The 16,342-nt window shown below is 72.6% G+C and carries 18 protein-coding genes; 11 read left to right on the forward strand and 7 right to left on the reverse strand.

Going from position 1 to position 16,342, the window contains the following annotated elements; genetic code table 11:
* Positions 1 to 70: 70 nt before the first annotated feature.
* A complete protein-coding gene (locus ASD18_RS06640; protein WP_082573595.1) occupies positions 71 to 2,113 on the forward strand; it encodes a glycosyl hydrolase family 28-related protein in 2,043 nt (680 codons plus the stop codon).
* 99 nt (positions 2,114 to 2,212) lie between these two features.
* Here the strand turns inward: ASD18_RS06640 and ASD18_RS06645 are convergent, their stop codons facing one another.
* The 3 genes from ASD18_RS06645 to ASD18_RS06655 form a co-directional block, all read right to left on the reverse strand.
* Positions 2,213 to 3,490: an alpha-amylase family glycosyl hydrolase gene (locus tag ASD18_RS06645; RefSeq protein WP_056088381.1), complete on the reverse strand. Its 1,278-nt coding sequence runs from the start codon at positions 3,488 to 3,490 to the stop codon at positions 2,213 to 2,215.
* Between the two features lie 73 nt (positions 3,491 to 3,563).
* Positions 3,564 to 3,914, reverse strand: coding sequence for an MmcQ/YjbR family DNA-binding protein (locus tag ASD18_RS06650; RefSeq protein ID WP_056088385.1), 351 nt, complete (start codon positions 3,912 to 3,914; stop codon positions 3,564 to 3,566).
* A gap of 175 nt (positions 3,915 to 4,089) precedes the next feature.
* Positions 4,090 to 5,649, reverse strand: a complete 1,560-nt coding sequence (locus ASD18_RS06655; RefSeq protein WP_056088387.1) for an HNH endonuclease signature motif containing protein — start codon at positions 5,647 to 5,649, stop codon at positions 4,090 to 4,092.
* 140 nt (positions 5,650 to 5,789) lie between these two features.
* On the opposite strand from ASD18_RS06655, the gene ASD18_RS06660 reads away from it, so the two are divergent.
* A complete protein-coding gene (locus ASD18_RS06660; protein WP_056088391.1) occupies positions 5,790 to 6,071 on the forward strand; it encodes a hypothetical protein in 282 nt (93 codons plus the stop codon).
* Positions 6,072 to 6,168: 97 nt separating this feature from the next.
* Positions 6,169 to 6,915 (forward strand): M15 family metallopeptidase, encoded by a 747-nt coding sequence (locus ASD18_RS06665; RefSeq protein WP_235522279.1) that lies wholly within the window; start codon positions 6,169 to 6,171, stop codon positions 6,913 to 6,915.
* A 6-nt stretch (positions 6,916 to 6,921) separates the two neighbouring features.
* Here ASD18_RS06665 and ASD18_RS06670 read toward each other — a convergent pair whose 3' ends face one another.
* Positions 6,922 to 7,302, reverse strand: coding sequence for an iron chaperone (locus tag ASD18_RS06670; protein ID WP_056088395.1), 381 nt, complete (start codon positions 7,300 to 7,302; stop codon positions 6,922 to 6,924).
* Positions 7,303 to 7,335: 33 nt separating this feature from the next.
* Positions 7,336 to 7,725, reverse strand: coding sequence for a nitroreductase family deazaflavin-dependent oxidoreductase (locus ASD18_RS06675; RefSeq protein WP_056088397.1), 390 nt, complete (start codon positions 7,723 to 7,725; stop codon positions 7,336 to 7,338).
* A 187-nt stretch (positions 7,726 to 7,912) separates the two neighbouring features.
* Between ASD18_RS06675 and ASD18_RS06680 the strand changes: the two genes are divergently transcribed.
* Both ASD18_RS06680 and ASD18_RS06685 read left to right on the forward strand, forming a co-directional pair.
* A complete protein-coding gene (locus tag ASD18_RS06680; protein ID WP_056088401.1) occupies positions 7,913 to 8,188 on the forward strand; it encodes a hypothetical protein in 276 nt (91 codons plus the stop codon).
* A gap of 234 nt (positions 8,189 to 8,422) precedes the next feature.
* Positions 8,423 to 9,574 (forward strand): ScyD/ScyE family protein, encoded by a 1,152-nt coding sequence (locus ASD18_RS06685; protein WP_056088404.1) that lies wholly within the window; start codon positions 8,423 to 8,425, stop codon positions 9,572 to 9,574.
* Positions 9,575 to 9,625: 51 nt separating this feature from the next.
* Here ASD18_RS06685 and ASD18_RS06690 read toward each other — a convergent pair whose 3' ends face one another.
* Together ASD18_RS06690 and ASD18_RS06695 are read right to left on the reverse strand one after the other, a co-directional pair.
* Positions 9,626 to 10,246, reverse strand: coding sequence for an FMN reductase (locus ASD18_RS06690; protein WP_056091714.1), 621 nt, complete (start codon positions 10,244 to 10,246; stop codon positions 9,626 to 9,628).
* Between the two features lie 20 nt (positions 10,247 to 10,266).
* The gene (locus tag ASD18_RS06695; RefSeq protein WP_056088408.1) at positions 10,267 to 11,421 is read right to left on the reverse strand and encodes an LLM class flavin-dependent oxidoreductase; all 1,155 of its coding nucleotides are present in this window, start codon (positions 11,419 to 11,421) and stop codon (positions 10,267 to 10,269) included.
* A 148-nt stretch (positions 11,422 to 11,569) separates the two neighbouring features.
* On the opposite strand from ASD18_RS06695, the gene ASD18_RS06700 reads away from it, so the two are divergent.
* From ASD18_RS06700 to ASD18_RS06725, 6 genes are read left to right on the forward strand one after another with little or no spacing between them, the layout of a single operon-like run.
* On the forward strand, positions 11,570 to 12,652 hold the full coding sequence (locus tag ASD18_RS06700; protein ID WP_056088411.1) for a response regulator: 1,083 nt from the start codon (positions 11,570 to 11,572) through the stop codon (positions 12,650 to 12,652).
* Positions 12,649 to 13,617: an ATP-grasp domain-containing protein gene (locus ASD18_RS06705; protein WP_056088414.1), complete on the forward strand. Its 969-nt coding sequence runs from the start codon at positions 12,649 to 12,651 to the stop codon at positions 13,615 to 13,617. The genes ASD18_RS06700 and ASD18_RS06705 overlap by 4 nt, the downstream gene beginning before the upstream one ends.
* Positions 13,614 to 14,327, forward strand: coding sequence for a PHP domain-containing protein (locus ASD18_RS06710; RefSeq protein ID WP_056088418.1), 714 nt, complete (start codon positions 13,614 to 13,616; stop codon positions 14,325 to 14,327). The genes ASD18_RS06705 and ASD18_RS06710 overlap by 4 nt, the downstream gene beginning before the upstream one ends.
* Positions 14,324 to 15,808 carry a glycosyltransferase family 2 protein gene (locus tag ASD18_RS06715; RefSeq protein ID WP_056088421.1) on the forward strand — a complete coding sequence of 495 codons (1,485 nt, stop codon included), beginning with the start codon at positions 14,324 to 14,326 and terminating at the stop codon, positions 15,806 to 15,808. Before ASD18_RS06710 ends, ASD18_RS06715 begins: the two co-directional genes overlap by 4 nt.
* The gene (locus ASD18_RS06720) at positions 15,805 to 15,990 is read left to right on the forward strand and encodes a hypothetical protein (protein ID WP_056088425.1); all 186 of its coding nucleotides are present in this window, start codon (positions 15,805 to 15,807) and stop codon (positions 15,988 to 15,990) included. Before ASD18_RS06715 ends, ASD18_RS06720 begins: the two co-directional genes overlap by 4 nt.
* Positions 15,987 to 16,337 (forward strand): response regulator, encoded by a 351-nt coding sequence (locus tag ASD18_RS06725; protein WP_056088429.1) that lies wholly within the window; start codon positions 15,987 to 15,989, stop codon positions 16,335 to 16,337. The genes ASD18_RS06720 and ASD18_RS06725 overlap by 4 nt, the downstream gene beginning before the upstream one ends.
* Positions 16,338 to 16,342 lie beyond the last annotated feature (5 nt).

Raw genomic sequence — 16,342 nt, forward strand, 5'->3', positions numbered from 1 at the left:
TGTGTCCGTCCACGCGGCGCGGTGCCCCCTGTCACCCCAGCGCCGTCCCGGCTGCGCAAGGAGGCGCTCCGTGAGGAACACAGTCAGCTTGTCCGGCCGTCGTCGGGCACCCCGCGTGCTCGCCGTCCTGCTGGCCGTCGCCGTCGTCGTCGGCACGGGCGGTGCGGCGTCGGCCCACGGTCGTCCGCCCGCGCCGGTGCCCACGCCCGTCACCCGGGCGGCCCTCGACCCTGCGCTGGTCAGCGGGCGGGGTGCGACCGTCCCGTTCCTCGAGCAGGAGGCCGAGAAGGCCGTCACCACCGGCACCGTCATCGGGCCCGACCGCACCGCGTACACGCTGCCCGCGGAGGCGTCCGGACGCTCGGCGGTGCAGCTCCTGCCCGGGCAGTACGTGGAGTTCACGCTGCCGAAGGCTGCGAACGCGCTCACCGTCCGCTACGCGATCCCGGACTCGGCGACCGGCGGCGGCATCACCGCACCCCTCGACGTCACGGTGAACGGCTCCGGCAAGCGGACGATGACCCTGACCTCGCAGTACTCGTGGCTGTACAACCAGTACCCGTTCACCAACGACCCGAACGCCGGGCTGCTGCACCCCGACTGGTGGATCACCGAGTGCGGGTGCGTGCCCGCGGCGACCACCCCGACCCCGACGATCACCACCCCGTTCCGGCCGATGCACTTCTACGACGAGCAGCGCCTGCTGCTCGGTCGCAGCTACCCCGCGGGGGCGAAGGTCCGGCTGACCGCCCCGCAGGGCACGAACGCCGCGTGGACCACCATCGACCTGCTCGACTCCGAGCAGGTCGGGCTCCCGCACGTCCGGCTCAAGGCGGCGAACGTGCTGCTCTTCGGCGCGGACCCGTCCGGCCGCAAGGACTCCGCGAACGCGTTCGACAAGGCCGTCGCGTTCGCGCAGAAGAAGGACCTGCCGGTGTACGTGCCGCCGGGGACCTACCAGGTGAACCGGCACATCGTGGTGGACGACGTCACGATCGAGGGCGCCGGCAGCTGGTACACGATCATCCGCGGGAAGGAGGTCGCCCTGTCGACCCCCGCCCCGGACGGCTCGGTCCACACCGGCGTCGGGTTCTACGGCAAGGACGCGTCGGTCGGCGGCTCGTCGAACGTGCACCTGTCCGGGTTCGCCATCGTCGGTGACGTGCGCGAGCGGATCGACACCGACCAGGTCAACGGCATCGGTGGCGCCCTGAGCGACTCGACCATCGACGGGCTCTACATCCAGCACACCAAGGTCGGCGTGTGGGTGGACGGCCCCATGGACAACCTCGTCGTGAAGAACAGCTACTTCGTCGACCAGATCGCCGACGGGCTCAACTTCCACACGGGTGTCACCAACTCCTCGGCGGTGAACAACGTCGTACGGAACACCGGCGACGACGGGCTGGCCATGTGGGCCGAGCACACGACGAACTCCGGCAACACGTTCGCGCAGAACACCGTGCAGACACCGACGCTCGCCAACGGGATCGCGATCTACGGCGGTCACGACACGACGCTCGTCGGCAACCTCGTCGCCGACCCGATCCGCGAGGGCAGCGGCATCCAGGTCGGTTCCCGGTTCGGCGCGGAGCCGTTCACCGGCAGCCTCTGGATCACCGACAACACGACCGTCCGCGCCGGCACCTACGAGCTCAACTGGAACATCGGGCTCGGGGCGATCTGGTTCTACGCGCTCCAGGGGAACATCGACGCGGACATCCAGGTGGTCGGCGACCACTTCCTCGACACCACCTACAACGCGATCATGGTCGTCGCCGACTGGCCCGTGAAGGACCTCTACTCGGTCACCAACCTGCACTTCAAGGACATCCGCGTGGACGGCACCGGCACCTCGGTGCTCAGCGCCCGGGCAGCCGGGTCGGCGACGTTCGAGAACGTGGATGCCCGCAACGTCGGTGCCGTCGGCATCAACAACTGCGGGTCGTTCAACTTCCCGCCCACCGGGTCCGAGTGGTCGTCGATCGACCTCGGAGGCAATGACGGCGGCGGGACGACCGGTCCCTGGTTCGGCTCGTGGCAGCTCCCGAACACGATCACGTGCGACGACCGTCCGCCGGTGGTGGTGCCCCCCGCGCCGTCGACCTGGTGATCCCGGGAGGGCCACCGCCGGGGGTGCGGTGAGGGGAGGGCGGTGTGCCGGCTGGGTACCGGCGCACCGCCCTTCCCGGCGCTACGGCACGTCGACCACCTACGGCGCGACGACCGCCCAGCCGTGCGGCGCGACGTCGGACCGTCCGCGCGTCTCGTCGTCGCTCGCAAGGACCTCGCCGACCGGGCGGGCCAACGGCTCGTCGTCCAGGTTGAGCGCGACGAGCAGCGCGTCGTCCCCGTCCCGCACCTCGTACACGAACGTCGTGTTGGTGAGCGTGACCTGCGTGGTGCGGGCGCGGTGCAGCCACGGGTGCCGACGCCGCAGGCCGAGGAGGTCCTGGTGCAGGCGGAGCACCGGGTCCTCGACGAGACCTGGTCCGTCGACGGCGAGCTCCGGGCGGACCGCGTCGTCGCCGCCCTCCCGTTCCTCCTTCACGCCGGTGAACCCCAGCTCGTCGCCCGCGTAGACCGTCGGGGTCCCGCCGACCGTGCAGAGCACGACGACCGCGTGCGCCCGGTGGCGCGGGTCCTCGATCGTGCTGGCGATCCGGGTGGTGTCGTGGTTGCCGACGAACGTCTGGGGCGCGAACGACTCGAGGAACTCGTCGTGCCGCGTCAGCGACCACGCGAGCTCCCACAGGTTGCGGTCGGAGATCGAGCTCCAGATCGCCTTCCACAGCTCGTACTGGGTGACCGAGTCGACGGTCGACTCCTGCACGAACGCGGGGTAGTCGCCGTGGATGACCTCGGCCACGAACCACGCGTCCGGGTGCTCGGCGCGCACCCGGGGGAGGACCTGCGCCCAGAAGGTCGTCGGCACCGCGTAGGCCGCATCCAGCCGCCACCCGTCGGCGCCGCGGTCCAGCCAGTGGTTCATCACGCGGACCACGTAGTCGACGACGCTCGGGTGCGCGTGGTCCAGCGTGACCAGGGCGCCGTGGCCCTCGAACCCGACGAACGCGCCCTCGGCATCCCGCAACAGCCAGACCTCGTCGTCGGACCGGCCCTCGAGCGCGTCCACCGAGCGCCGGGCGATCGCGGAGTCACGGCCCACGTGGTTGAACACCCCGTCGAGCAAGACCTTCACGCCCCGGCCGTGGGCCTCCGCGACGAGGTCGTCGAAGTCGGTGTCGTCGCCGAGGCGGGGGTCGATCCGCAGGTGGTCGACGGTGTCGTAGCCGTGCGTGGTCGAGGCGAACACGGGGCCGAGCAGGAGGCCGGACGCGCCGAGGGCAACCACGTGGTCGAGCCAGGAGACCAGTCGGCGGAGCCGGTGCTCGTCCGGGCCGGGCGGCTCTCCGGGGTACGCGCCGACGGCGCCCAGCGGGTAGACGTGCCACCAGATCGCGTGGCGGACCCAGTCGGGCTCGGTCATCTGCTCCCTCGTCCCTGGTCTGGTTCCTGGTTCGTGGTTCGGGTTCGTGGCGAGCCTAGGCCGTGCGCCCGGCTCAGCCCTCGTCCGGCGGGCCCAGGTGCGGGTAGCGACGGCGGAGCACGGGCGGCGCGGCCCACCACCACGACTCGGCGAGGTGCGCCTGCAGCGTCTCGGCATCGACGACATCGAGCGCGATGAGCACGAGGTTGCTGCCGGCGTGGTGGTCGGTCGTCGAGTACAGCGACGGCAGCTGCTCCACCAGGGCGAGCCGTTCGCCGTCGTCCTCCACCCGGACCGTGAGCCGGTCGGCGTCCCACATCCGCCCCACCAGGTTGCGGTGGAACCAGGCGGGCTGCCCCCAGCTCTCGCGCTCGGTGACCTCGGGCAGCGCGAGCGCCGACCGCCGGGCGTCGTCGATGTCCATCGCCCCATCCTGGCGTCGACCACCGACAGCGGCGTGACGGGCGTCGTCCACGGCTCGCCGCCGGTGACCGCGTCGTCGCTGCACGGCTCTTGCGACTGGTGCGGCTGGATCGACCGGCGCGATCGATCCACGCACACGCGGCGGGGCTCCACACTCGACAGCGGCTCAGTGCAGGTCAGAAGGGTGGGTCGCCCCAGTCGCGGGATGGTGGGGGTGGTGGTCCGTGCTCGAACGCGCTGGGAGCGACCAGGATGCGCGCGGGGTGGCGGGCGTAGGTGAGGCCGTGGCGGTCGGTCCAGGTGGAGACCCCGGTGCGGCGGTCATGGGTGACCCGCCACCAGCCCTTGGTCTTGGCCTGGTGGTGGTGCTTGCACAGGGCGTGCAGGTTGTCGGTCGTGGTCTGCGGGTCGTGGCCGTGCTCGGTGCGTGGGCGGGAGTGGTCGTAGGGGACGCGGTGGTCGATCTCGCAGCGCGTGGCCGGTTGCCGGCAGCCGGGGAAGGTGCAGGTCACGTCCCGGGCCTGCACGGTCCGGGTGAGGTCGGCGCCGGGCCGGTAGGTCGCGGTGCCCACGGCGCAGACCTGCCCGGTGGAGTCGGTGAGCAGGCGCCGCCAGGTGGCGTCCTGCGCCAGCTCGCGGGCGACCTGGGCGGGGATCGGCCCGTACGAGCCCAGGTGCGCCGGCTGGTCGTCCAGACCGAGCAGGGTGCTGGCCGCGACCGTGACCTGCAGCGCGGCGCGTCGGCCGTGCCGGGTGGGCAACGGGGTGCCGTCGGGGGTGGCCTGCCTGTCCAGGATCGTGGTGAAGACGTCGGTGAACGCGTCCGCCCGGCGCTGGTCGACGGTGCGGGTGTCGCCGTCCAGGGCGGCGTGCCCGGCGAGGGCGTCGATCGCGGTGAACGCGGCGGTCGCGTGCTCGGCGGGCAGGTAGGCGATCAGGCGAGCCATCGCGTCCGGGGCGAGGACCAGCTCCACGCCGCGGCGTGCCCGCTCGGCCACGCGGCGCGTCTCGGTGGTGGCCGGATCGGTCGCGATCACGGCGGTGCGCAGATGTCGCGTCAGCTGCGGGGCGGTCAGGTCCCCGGCCCGCGCGAGCCCGTCGGCGACGACCGCCTCCACCGCGCCGGGTGCCGCATGACCGGCTTCGGCGAGGATCACGTCGACCTTGCGCGCCTCGATCGCGCCCGACGCCCACGCGTCGCCGACGGCGGGGTGCTGCCCGGCGCCCCAGGCGCGCAGGAACAGGTCCTGGGCCGCGCGAGTGGTGCACACCAGGGCACACGCCAGCTCGTCGGGCACGCGCGCCGACGCGTCGGGCGTGCGGACCTCGATCTCCCGGATCACGGCCGCCTGGCTGGCCTGCGCCATCGCGATGACCTGCTGCCAGGCCGTCGCCGCGTTCACGAGGGCGGTGTCCGAGACGTCCGCGAGCGGCACGTCTGCGAGCAGGGAGGCCAGCTCCCCGACGGCCACGCCCGGCAACGGAAAGCTCTCCACGCAACCCAGGTCGACCACCCGAGCACCGGGCCGGACCGCAGGCACCACGCCCGGCCGCGCACCACGCGACGAGTCGGCCCACACCAGCGGACCGTGGTCGAACCCAGCCGCGGTCGAGGTGCGCGCGGTCGGCGCGTCACTGCTGAGGCCGTCGACGGCCGACGAGTCCACGACGACGGGCGGAACGGCAGGGAGTGGCCCGTGGGCACACGGGCCGACCGCGTTGAGCACCGCCGTCATCGCCGCCACCTCCCGCCGCAGAGTTCACCCGATCCGGGCATAGAACAACTGTACGACCGGCCGCTGACATTCGCCGCTGACCTGCGCAAACGCCACAGGCGGACACGTGGGAGATCACACGGCACTCGTACACTTGTTCGATGGTTCGCGAGACCGACTGGTCGAAGTGGCAGCGCACGCCACGCGGCTGGGTGCGGGTGCCGCCGCCGGGCTGCCCCGCGGGACACCGGTGGACCACGAGCGGCCCGGGCCGGCCGTCGGAGCGGTTCGTCACGTGCGGGTGCACGGTGGACCGGCACCACACGCTCTGGGTGTGCCCCACCTGCGGGATGCACTGCGCGGAGGGCTGCACGGACCCGGACCTGTGGGCGGGCACGACCGTGTCCTCGGGCATCGTCGGCAGCCGGCGCGGGGTGGTCTGAGCGCCGGTGGCGGAGCTGCACCCCGACGCGGGAGAAGACAGCGGGTGTGAGGCGAGGTCTCGACGCCGGGCGGTGTCCCCGCGCCACACTGGTCCGCATGGGGCGAGGGGTGCGCGCGGTGGTGATCATGATCGTCGTCGCGCTGCTGTCGGGGTGCGCGTCGTCGGAGGCGAGCCGCGCCCCCAGGCCCACCGCCACGCCGACCACCACCCCCACCCCGGTCACCGCCCCGAGCGCCCCGGGCGCCACAGACGATCCGGTGGTCGCCCTCCCGCCGGCGTTCACGTCCGCGATCTCCCTGATCACCCCCGAGCTGGCCGCCCGGATGGAGCCGTCCTGGCGCCCGGGCTGCCCGGTGCCCCTGGAGGACCTCCGGTACGTCACGGTCACGCACCGCGGCTTCGACGGCGTCGACCGGCAGGGCGAGCTGGTGGTGCACGCGGACGCGGCCGAGGCCATGGTCACGGTGTTCGGAGCCCTCTTCGAGGCGGGCTACCCGGTGCGATCGATGCGGCTGGTCGACGACTTCGGCGCGAGCGACGACGAGTCGATGGCGGCCGACAACACGTCGGCCTTCAACTGCCGCGCGATCACCGGCGGCACGGGGTGGTCCGAGCACGCGTACGGCCGGGCGATCGACCTCAACCCGGTGGAGAACCCCTACGTCCGGGGGTCGTCGGTGGCGCCCACCGAGGGCCGCGCGTTCGCCGACCGCCCGGACAGCCCGGGGGTGATCCACGACGGGGACGAGGTGGTCCGGGCGTTCGCGTCGGTCGGCTGGCTGTGGGGCGGCGACTGGGAGTCCCCGATCGACTACCAGCACTTCTCGACGTCGGGCCGCTGACCACCCTCAGGCCGGTGAGAGCCGCGCGTCGACCTCGGCCATGCGGCGCTCCGCGATCAGCCGGACGGTCTCCGCGCTCAGCGGGGAACCGGCGTCGAACTGCAGGGTCGCCCCGGACAGCTTCCCCTCCGACAGCACGCCGGCGAGGGACCGCGCCACGGGCGGGCTCATCAGGTGCAGGCTGCAGTGGGTCTTCGCCACCGACAGGGCGACCAGCCCGGCACCGCGGTAGCGGATGGTCGGCACCTGGTAGGAGATCACCTGCTCGGCGTCGGGAACGACGGCGAGCAGCCGGTCGCGCACCACGCGCAGCGCGGCACCCTGCTCCGGCGGGATCGCGTCGAGGTACTCCTCGACGGTGGCGGCGGGGTATCCCTCGCGGGGCATGGCTCCTCCTCGGACGACTCTTGCGGACGACTCTTACGGGCGCGGGTCGCTGGCGAGCTCGACGAAGTCGTCGACCCGCATTAGGCGCAGGCCGGCGCGGATCACCCCGGGCACCAGCCGGGCTCCGACCTGCCCGTGCAGCCGGCGTGGATGGTTCAGCGCCAGGACGCGGCCCCGCCGGACCAGGCGCGCCTCACCGCCGGCCTCGACGTTGCGCAGCCACTGGACGTCGGGACCGTACGTGAGGGCGATGACCACCCCGCGCGGTGACGAGAACGCGAACACGGGGGTCCGGTACCGGCGCCCGCTGGTGCGGCCCACGTGGTGCAGCGTCGCGAACGGCGGCAGCCAGTCCGAGATCGTCCCCAGCAGGGGGTTGGTCACCCGGCGGTTGAACCGCGCGACCCGGAGCGGGATCGGCATGCCACCGACCGTAGTGCGGAGGGTAGGGGGACCGCACGGGCCTCGCGACCTGGGGCCGCCGTCGGAGGCTCGGGTCTCGCCCAGCGGACGCCGAGTTGCAGCCGCACACCGGACGTGACCACGGTGGAGGCGTCCGACGAGCCGCCCCCGAGGGTGGTCCCACCGGCAAACCGAGAGGAGAGCCTTCGTGCTCACCCTGACCGACAGCGCTCTGTCCACCGTCCACACGCTCACCACCCAGGCCGGCCTCCCCGACGAGACGGGCGGCCTGCGCATCGCGCAGCAGGAGGCGGGCGGGTTCGAGCTGGCCCTGGTCCCCGAGCCCGTCCCGGGCGACGACGTGGTGACCGACGGGTCCACCCGCGTCTACGTCGACCCCGGGGCCTCGGCCACCCTGGCCGACCTGCGCCTCGACGTGGAGCCCGCCGAGGCCGGCTCGACGTTCACCCTCAGCCCGCAGTAGACCCGCCGCCCACCCGCGCCGAGGCACGACCGGCCGGCCAGTGGGTGCAGGACCGTCGACGGCGGGGAGCCCCTCGAGGCTCCCCGCCGTCGGCGTGCACGGAACGACCTGGACAGCCAACTCACAGCGGGTTCATAGTGGATCGGCGCCCGATTCGGGCGGTTCGTCCGCATCCACCGACACCTCCGCCGGTCGCTGACGACGCGGGCGATGTTTTCTCGACGAGGAGGAAGCATGAGGGGGACCAGGTCCATCGCCGTCGCCGCGCTCGCCGCGGGCGGTCTGCTCGTCGCCGGCCTTCCGGCGTCCGCCGCCGACCGGGACGGCTTCGGTCATCACGGCACCACCGCGCAGGAGCTGGCCCGCGGCTGGCATCCCGGCCACGGGCACGGCCCGAAGCCACCGACCGCGGGAGAGCCGACGACCGTCGCCGAGCATCTCGTGACCCCGCTCACGTTCGACCTCGACCGGCGCGGCACGCTCTACGTCGGGCAGGCGTTCGCCGGCACGCTCGTGAGCATCCGTCCGGGTGAGGCCCCGCAGGAGCTCTCCCCGTCGTCCGGCACCGACGTCGCGGCGGTCTCGACGCTGCTCGGGTCGGTCACCTGGGCGGAGCGGGCGGGCGACCAGTTCGAGGTCGTCTCCTCCGTGCTCAAGCGGCGCGGCCACGACGGGCAGATCCGCGTCGTCGCCGACCTGCTGGCGTACGAGCAGCAGGCCAACCCGGACGGCAGCCAGGGGTACGCGTTCACCGACCTGGACCCCGCGTGCGCCGCAACCCTCGTCCCGCCGTTCGCCCCGTACACGGGCGCGATCGACAGCCACGCCTACGGTTCCCTGAGCCTTCCCGGCGTGACGTACGTCGCCGACGCGGGCGCCAACGCGCTGCTCAAGGTGGACCACCGCGGGCGCGTCAGCACGGTCGCCGTCCTGCCCCCGGTGCCGGTCGAGGTGACCGCGGAGATCGCCGGGGCGCTCGGGTTGCCCGACTGCGTCGTCGGCCACGAGTACAACCTCGAGCCGGTGCCGACGGACGTCGAGCTGGGGCACGACGGCTGGCTCTACGTGTCCTCGCTGCCCGGCGGCCCCGAGGACGGCAGCCTCGGCCCGCTCGGATCGGTGTACCGGGTGAACCCGTGGACCGGCGCGGTGAAGCAGCTCGCCACCGGCTTCTCCGGCGCGACCAACCTGGCCATCGGCTCCGGCGGCACGGTCTACGTCGCGGAGCTGTACGTGAACCAGGTCTCGTCCGTGACCAAGCGCGGGGTGGTGACGCCTCTCGTGTCGCTGAACCAGCCGGCCGGGCTCGAGTGGTCGAACGGGAAGCTGTACGTGTCCACCGACGTGTTCGGCGACGGGAAGATCGTGTCGCTGCGCGTGAAGTGAGCACGACGACGGGCCCGACGCGTGTGCGTCGGGCCCGTCGTCATGCTCATATCAGGCGCCGCCGAGCAGCTGCTCGAACGACGGGACCGCGTCGTACAGCCCCACGGGCGCGGAGGGCTCGCGGTCGGCCACCATCTCGGCCAGCTCGCGGCCGGCGCGGCGGATGCGGTTCGGCAGCGGGTTGACGTCGTCGCCGCCGCCGTCGGCCCAGTCGTCCGTGGCCGCGAACACGGCCGTGCCGGCGACGTCGGCCCGCAGGTAGGCGAACAGCGGGCGCAGCGCGTACTCCAGGGCCAGCGAGTGCCGGCCGGTGCCGCCGGTCGCGCCCACGAGCACGGGCCGCCCGACGAGGGCGTCCTTGTCGAGGATGTCCACGAACGACTTGAACAGCCCGGAGTAGGAGGCCGAGAAGATCGGCGTGACGGCGATGACGCCGTCTGCCGCGGTGACCTTCTCGAGGACGTCCTTGAGGGCGCCGGAGGCGAAGCCGGAGAGCGTCATGTTGACGATCTCGTGGGCGACGTCGCGCAGCTCCACGGTCTCGACGTGCGCGGTGATGCCGCGGGCGGCGAGCTCGGTGACGGTGGCGTCGGCGAGGCGGTCCGCCAGCAGACGCGTCGACGAGGGCTGGGACAGCCCGGCCGAGATGACGACGATCGAGCGGTCGCTCATCGTGGTGCCTTTCGCGAGCATCAGGAGGAGAGGGAGTCTTCGGCCCGCAGGCCGGTGTAGGTGTCCTGCGCGACGACCTGCTCATGGACGGTACCCGCGGCCAGCGCGGCCGCCACCCGGTCCGCGTGCGACGGCGGGTTCGCCGGCACGTGCGCGGGACGCGCGGACTCGGCCTCGGCGCGGAGCACCGGGACGACCTCCGTGGCGAGGATGTCGATCTGCTCGAGCACCGTCTTGAGCGGCAGCCCGGCGTGGTCCATGAGGAACATCTGGCGCTGGTAGTGCCCGACCTGGTCGCGGAACTTCCCGTAACGGTCGATGACCTGCTGCGGGCTCCCCACGGTGAGCGGGGTGTCGCGCATGAAGTCCTCCATCGCCGGACCGTGCCCGTAGACGGGCGCGTTGTCGAAGTACGGCCGGAACTCCTTGACCGCGTCCTGCGAGTTCTTGTTCATGAACACCTGCCCGCCGAGCCCGACGATCGCCTGGTCGGCCTGCCCGTGCCCGTAGTGCTCGTAGCGCTCGCGGTAGAACTTCACCATCTGCGCGGCGTGCTCGAGCGGCCAGAAGATCGCGTTGTGCAGGAAGCCGTCGCCGTAGAACGCGGCCTGCTCGGCGATCTCGGGGCTCCGGATCGAGCCGTGCCACACGAACGGCGGGACCCCGTCGAGCGGGCGCGGCGTGGAGGTGAAGCCCTGCAGGGGCGTGCGGAACTTGCCCTGCCAGTCCACGACCTCCTCCTCCCAGAGGCGGCGCAGCAGCGCGTAGTTCTCGATGGCCAGCGGGATGCCCTGGCGGATGTCCTGGCCGAACCACGGGTACACGGGGCCGGTGTTGCCGCGGCCCATCATGAGGTCCATCCGGCCGTCGGAGATGACCTGGAGCATCGCGTACTCCTCGGCCAGGCGGACCGGGTCGTTGGTGGTGATCAGCGTCGTCGCGGTCGACAGGATGATGTTCTTCGTCGTGCCCGCCAGGTAGCCGAGCATCGTGGTGGGCGACGAGGGCACGAACGGCGGGTTGTGGTGCTCGCCGGTCGCGAAGACGTCCAGGCCGGCCTGGTCGGCGTGCTGGGCGATGGTGAGCATGTTGCGCACCCGCTCCGTGTCGTCCGGCGTCCGGCCGGTGGTCGGATCGGTGGTGACGTCGCCGACGGTGAAGATCCCGAACTGCATCTCGCGCCTCGCTCTGGTGAAGAGTTCCATGCGTTTGCATGTACTTGCCGCTCAACAGGGGGGTCCTCGGTCCTATTCCCCGAGGGGCGGGGTGGAGGGCCTGTCTATAGCGTGGGGGGAGCAGTCGGCTACCGAGGGGCTACACGGCGTGACGAACGAGCAGATCAGGGTCCTGGTGGTCGAGGACGACGCGGACACCGCGCAGTACGTCCGCACGGTGCTGGAGCGTCGCGGCGGGATGGCCGTGACCGTGGTGCACGAACCGATGTCCGCCCTGGCCGAGGTGGCGGCGCACGAGTTCGACGTGGTGCTCACCGACATCCAGATGCCCGGCATGAGCGGCCTGGAGCTGCTGGTCGAGCTGCGCTCCCGCGCGGCGGGCACCCCGGTGGCCGTCATGACCGCGTTCGCGAGCGTCGACTACGCCGTCGAGGCGCTGCGGCGGGACGCGGACGAGTTCCTGGTCAAGCCCGTGGCCGCCGCGACCCTCCTCGACCGGGTCACGGCGCTCGCGGTCGAGGGGCGTGCCAAGCGCGCGGCGATGGGCAGCAACGAGGTCGTCCTGGCGGTCGGCGCCCACCCCGACGACGTGGAGATCGGTGTGGGCGCGACGCTCGCCTCGCACCGCGCGGCCGGCGACACCGTCGTCATCCTCACCCTGTCCGGCGGCGCCATCGGTGGTGACGTGCAGTCCCGCCGGCACGAGGCGCTCGCGTCAGCCGGCGTCATCGGCGCGCGGCTCTACCTGCACGACTTCGAGGACACCCGGCTCGACCCCGCGGGCGGGCTGATCACCACGATCGAGGAGCTCATCGCCGAGACCGAGCCGTCGGTCGTCTACACGCACAGCGAGCACGACCGGCACCAGGACCACCGCGCGGTCCGGCAGGCCGTCGACGTCGCCGCCCGCCGCGTCCCGTCGCTCGCGTGCTTCCAGAGCCCGTCGTCGACGATCGACTTCCGGCCCACCCGGTTCGTGCCGGTCGACGGCTTCCTCGACGCCAAGCTGCAGATGCTGGCGGCGTTCGAGTCGCAGTCCCACCGCGACTACATGGATCCCGAGCTGGTCCGGGCCACCGCGCGGTACTGGTCCCGCTTCGGCGGCGGCCAGTACGCCGAGCCGCTGGAGATGGTGCGGGCGGCCACGATGCTGAGCAGCAAGGCGCGGGCGATCGGCGTTGCCGCCGCCCCCGCCACCGAGAAGGTCGACGGGCACGGAGGTCACGCATGAGGGTCCTGGTCACGGGTGCAGGGGGACCCGCGGGCGTTGCGGTGATCCGCTCGCTGCAGCGTCGCGGTGACGTCGAGGTGATCGCGGCGGACATGGACCGGTGGGCCAGCGCGCTGTACCTCGTCGACGCCGGGTCGCGGCACCTGGTCCCGGCCGGCCGCGCCGCCGACTTCGTGGACGTGGTGCGCAAGCTCTGTCTCGACGAGCGCGTCGACGTGCTCTTCCCGACGGTGGACGTCGAGCTGCCCAAGCTCGCCGCGGCCCGGGACGAGCTTCTCGCGGACGGCACGATCCTCGCGTCCCCGTCGCTGCGCACGCTCGAGACCTGCCTGGACAAGCTGGCCCTCGCCGCCGCGTGCGCGCGGACCGTCCGGGTGCCCCGGACCGAGCTGATCGGCACGCCCCAGGCGGTCTCCGGCTGGGACTTCCCGGTGATCGTCAAGCCCCGCCGTGGCGCAGGCTCGCGCGGGATCCGGCTGATCGGCACGCAGGCGGAGCTCGACGCGGTGCACGACGCCGAGGAGGACCTGCTGGTCCAGGAGCTGCTGCCCGGGGACGAGTACTCGGTGGACGTGCTGGCGGGGCTCGACGGTCGCGTGATCGCCGCCGTGCCGCGCGCCCGCCTGCGGGTGGACTCGGGCGTCGCGGTCGCGGGGGTCACGGTGCACGACGACGAGCTCGTCGAGACCGCGTCGGCGGTCGCGCGCGCGATCGGCCTGACCACGGTGGCGAACGTGCAGCTCAAGCGGGACGTCGAGGGCCGCCCGGCCCTGCTCGAGGTCAACCCGCGGTTCCCCGGCGCGATGCCGCTGACCATCGCCGCCGGCGTCGACATGCCGTCCCTCACGCTCGACGCCGTGCTCGGCCGGCCCGTGCCGGACCACGTCGACTTCCAGGAGATCGCGAACGTGCGCTACCTCGAGGACGTCTTCCTGCCGATCGCTGACGTCCTGCCGCCACGATGAGCGCAGGTCCTGCCACCGACGGCGACCACCACGTCCACTCCACGTTCTCCGACGACGCCGTCAGCACGCCTGCGGAGAACCTGGCGGCGGCGCAGGTCGCCCGCCTGCGCGAGATCCGGATGGTCGACCACGTCCGCGTCTCGACGACGTACGTGCCGGAGTTCCTCTCGGTGGTCCGCGCCCTGCCGCGGCTGGAGGGCCTCACGGTGCTGACCGGTGTCGAGGCCAAGATCCTCGACGCGTCCGGCGCCGTCGACGCCCCGCCGGAGGTGCTCGCCGCGCTGGGCTCGCCGGGCGGCGCGGACCGGGTGCTCCTGGCAGACCACCAGGTGCCCGGACCGGACGGCCCGTGGAGCCCCCGAGCCACCCGGGAGCGGATCGACGCCGGGCTGGCCCCGGCCGACGTGGTCGAGTTGCTGGTCACCGCCACCATCCGCGCCATGCGCTCCGTGGGCCGTGCGCAGCTGGCGCACCCGTTCTCGATCCTGCCCAAGATCGGCCTCACCGAGGACGACGTCCCCGACGAGCTCCTCGACGCGCTGGCCGACGCCGCGGTCGCCACGGGCACCACGGTCGAGGTCAACGAGAAGTGGCACTGCCCCGGCCCGCGCGCGACGGAGCGCTGGCGGGCGGCCGGCGTCCAGCTGGTCGCGTCCACCGACGCGCACGTCGCCTCGGACGTCGGCGTCTACCGCTGGGTGCAGGGATGACGGGTGCCGGGCAGGACGCGCTCGTCGCGGTCTTCGTCGCGTTCGTCGGCATCGGCGTGATCCCCGTGCTCGCCGGGCTCTACCAGTACCTCCTGGTCCCCGTGCACGCGTTCCGCAACCACCTGCGCGCTTCCGCGCCGCACCTGCCGCGGGTCGTCGTCATCGTCCCCGCGTGGAACGAGGGGGCCGTGCTCGCGGCGTCCCTGGACCGGCTCATGAGCCTGCAGTACCCGCCGGACCGGCTCAAGGTGTTCGTCGTCGACGACGCGAGCACCGACGACACCCCCGACGTCGTCCGCGCGAAGGCCGCCCAGTACGACGACCGCATCGTGCACCTGCGCCGCGAGCAGGGCGGTCAGGGCAAGGCCCACACGCTCAACCACGGCATCCGGTACGCGCTGGACGACGACTGGATGCAGGCGCTGCTCATCATGGACGCGGACGTGATCTACCGCCCCGACTCCCTGCGCCGGATGGCCCGGCACCTGGCCGACGAGAACGTCGGTGCCGTGACGGCGTTCATCCGCGAGGGCAGCGGGCGGCCGGGCAGCGTCGCACGGTTCATCGGGTACGAGTACGTGACCGCGCAGGCGGCGGCCCGGCGCGCGCAGAACGTCATGGGCGCGATGGCCTGCCTCGCGGGCGGCGCGCAGCTGCACTCGCGGGAGAACCTCGAGGCGGTGGGCGGGCAGGTGGACACCTCGACGCTGGCCGAGGACACCTACACCACGTTCCTCACGCAGCTGAACGGGCGTCGGGTGGTGTTCGAGCCGGCCGCGGTGGTGCTGGCGGAGGAGCCCGACACGGTCACCGCCCTGTGGAAGCAGCGGGTGCGCTGGGCCCGCGGGAACGTGCAGATCACCCGCACCTTCGCCCGCGTCTGGTTCCGGCCCTCCCGGGTCCACAACCTGGGCAACCTCGACTTCGGGATCATCTGGTTCGCCATCTACCTGCTCCCGGTGGCCATGACGCTGGCCGCGGTCGGGCTCGTCGGCCTGTACTTCGTGGCGAGCGTGACGGCGACCGCGGTGTTCCAGGGCTTCTGGTGGGTGGCGGTGAGCGCCTACGTGTTCATCACGGTGACCACCCTCCTGCTGGACCGCGAGACGGCTCGGCGGTCCTGGTTCCAGGGCATCGTGTTCCCCGGGCTCGGCGCGCTCGTCGTCATGACGGCCGCCTGGTTCCCGAACCTCTGGGAGGAGCGGATCCCGGCACTTCTCGGGCTCGAGATGACCGAGACCGGCCGCGCGGTCTGGACGCTCACCCTCTACTCCTGGTCGGTGCTCGCGATGCTCCTGGCGTGGGTGATCCGGATCCTCGAGCGCGTCCGTCCGGTGCGGTGGCTCGCGCTCCCGCTGCTCTACGTGGTGGGCTTCGGCCCGGTGCTCTGCGCCATCACGCTGGACGCGTACGTGAAGCAATGGCGCGGCGCCGCCGCGGTGTGGGACAAGACGGAGAAGACAGGACGGGTGATGGGATGACCGGCGCGCACCGGGCGGCCACGGGCGACGACGCCCGCTGGTGGGCGACGCTGTCGCCCGACGCCCTCGAGGACGAGATCCGGTCGAACGCGCGCGCGGAGCGCCGGCTGCTGCTGGTGGTCGCGCTGGTGGCCACCGCGATCACGGTCGTCGTGCTCCTGCTGCACGAGGGCGTGCTGTGAGCGCGCGCGTGCTGGTGGTCGACGACGAGCCGGACGAGCTCGCCCTCATCGAGCGGCACCTGCGCCGCCTGGGCTACGACGTCGTGGCGGTCAAGACTGCCGAGGAGGCGTTGGGCGACGAGGACAACCTCGGGGTCGACGTCGCTGTCGTCGACCTGCGCCTGCCGGGCATGGGCGGGTGGGAGCTGGTGGACGTCCTGCACGCGCGCCGCCCCGGCCTGCCGGTGATCATCACGTCGGTCCTCGACCCCGACGACTACCCGCAGGTGGAGGCATGGCTGCCCAAGCCGTTCACCGGCGAGGGCGTGCAGGCCGCGCTGGCCCGCGCGCTCGGGACGGAACCGTGACCGGC

The sequence above is a fragment of the Cellulomonas sp. Root137 genome (assembly GCF_001426725.1).
Classification (GTDB): domain Bacteria; phylum Actinomycetota; class Actinomycetes; order Actinomycetales; family Cellulomonadaceae; genus Cellulomonas.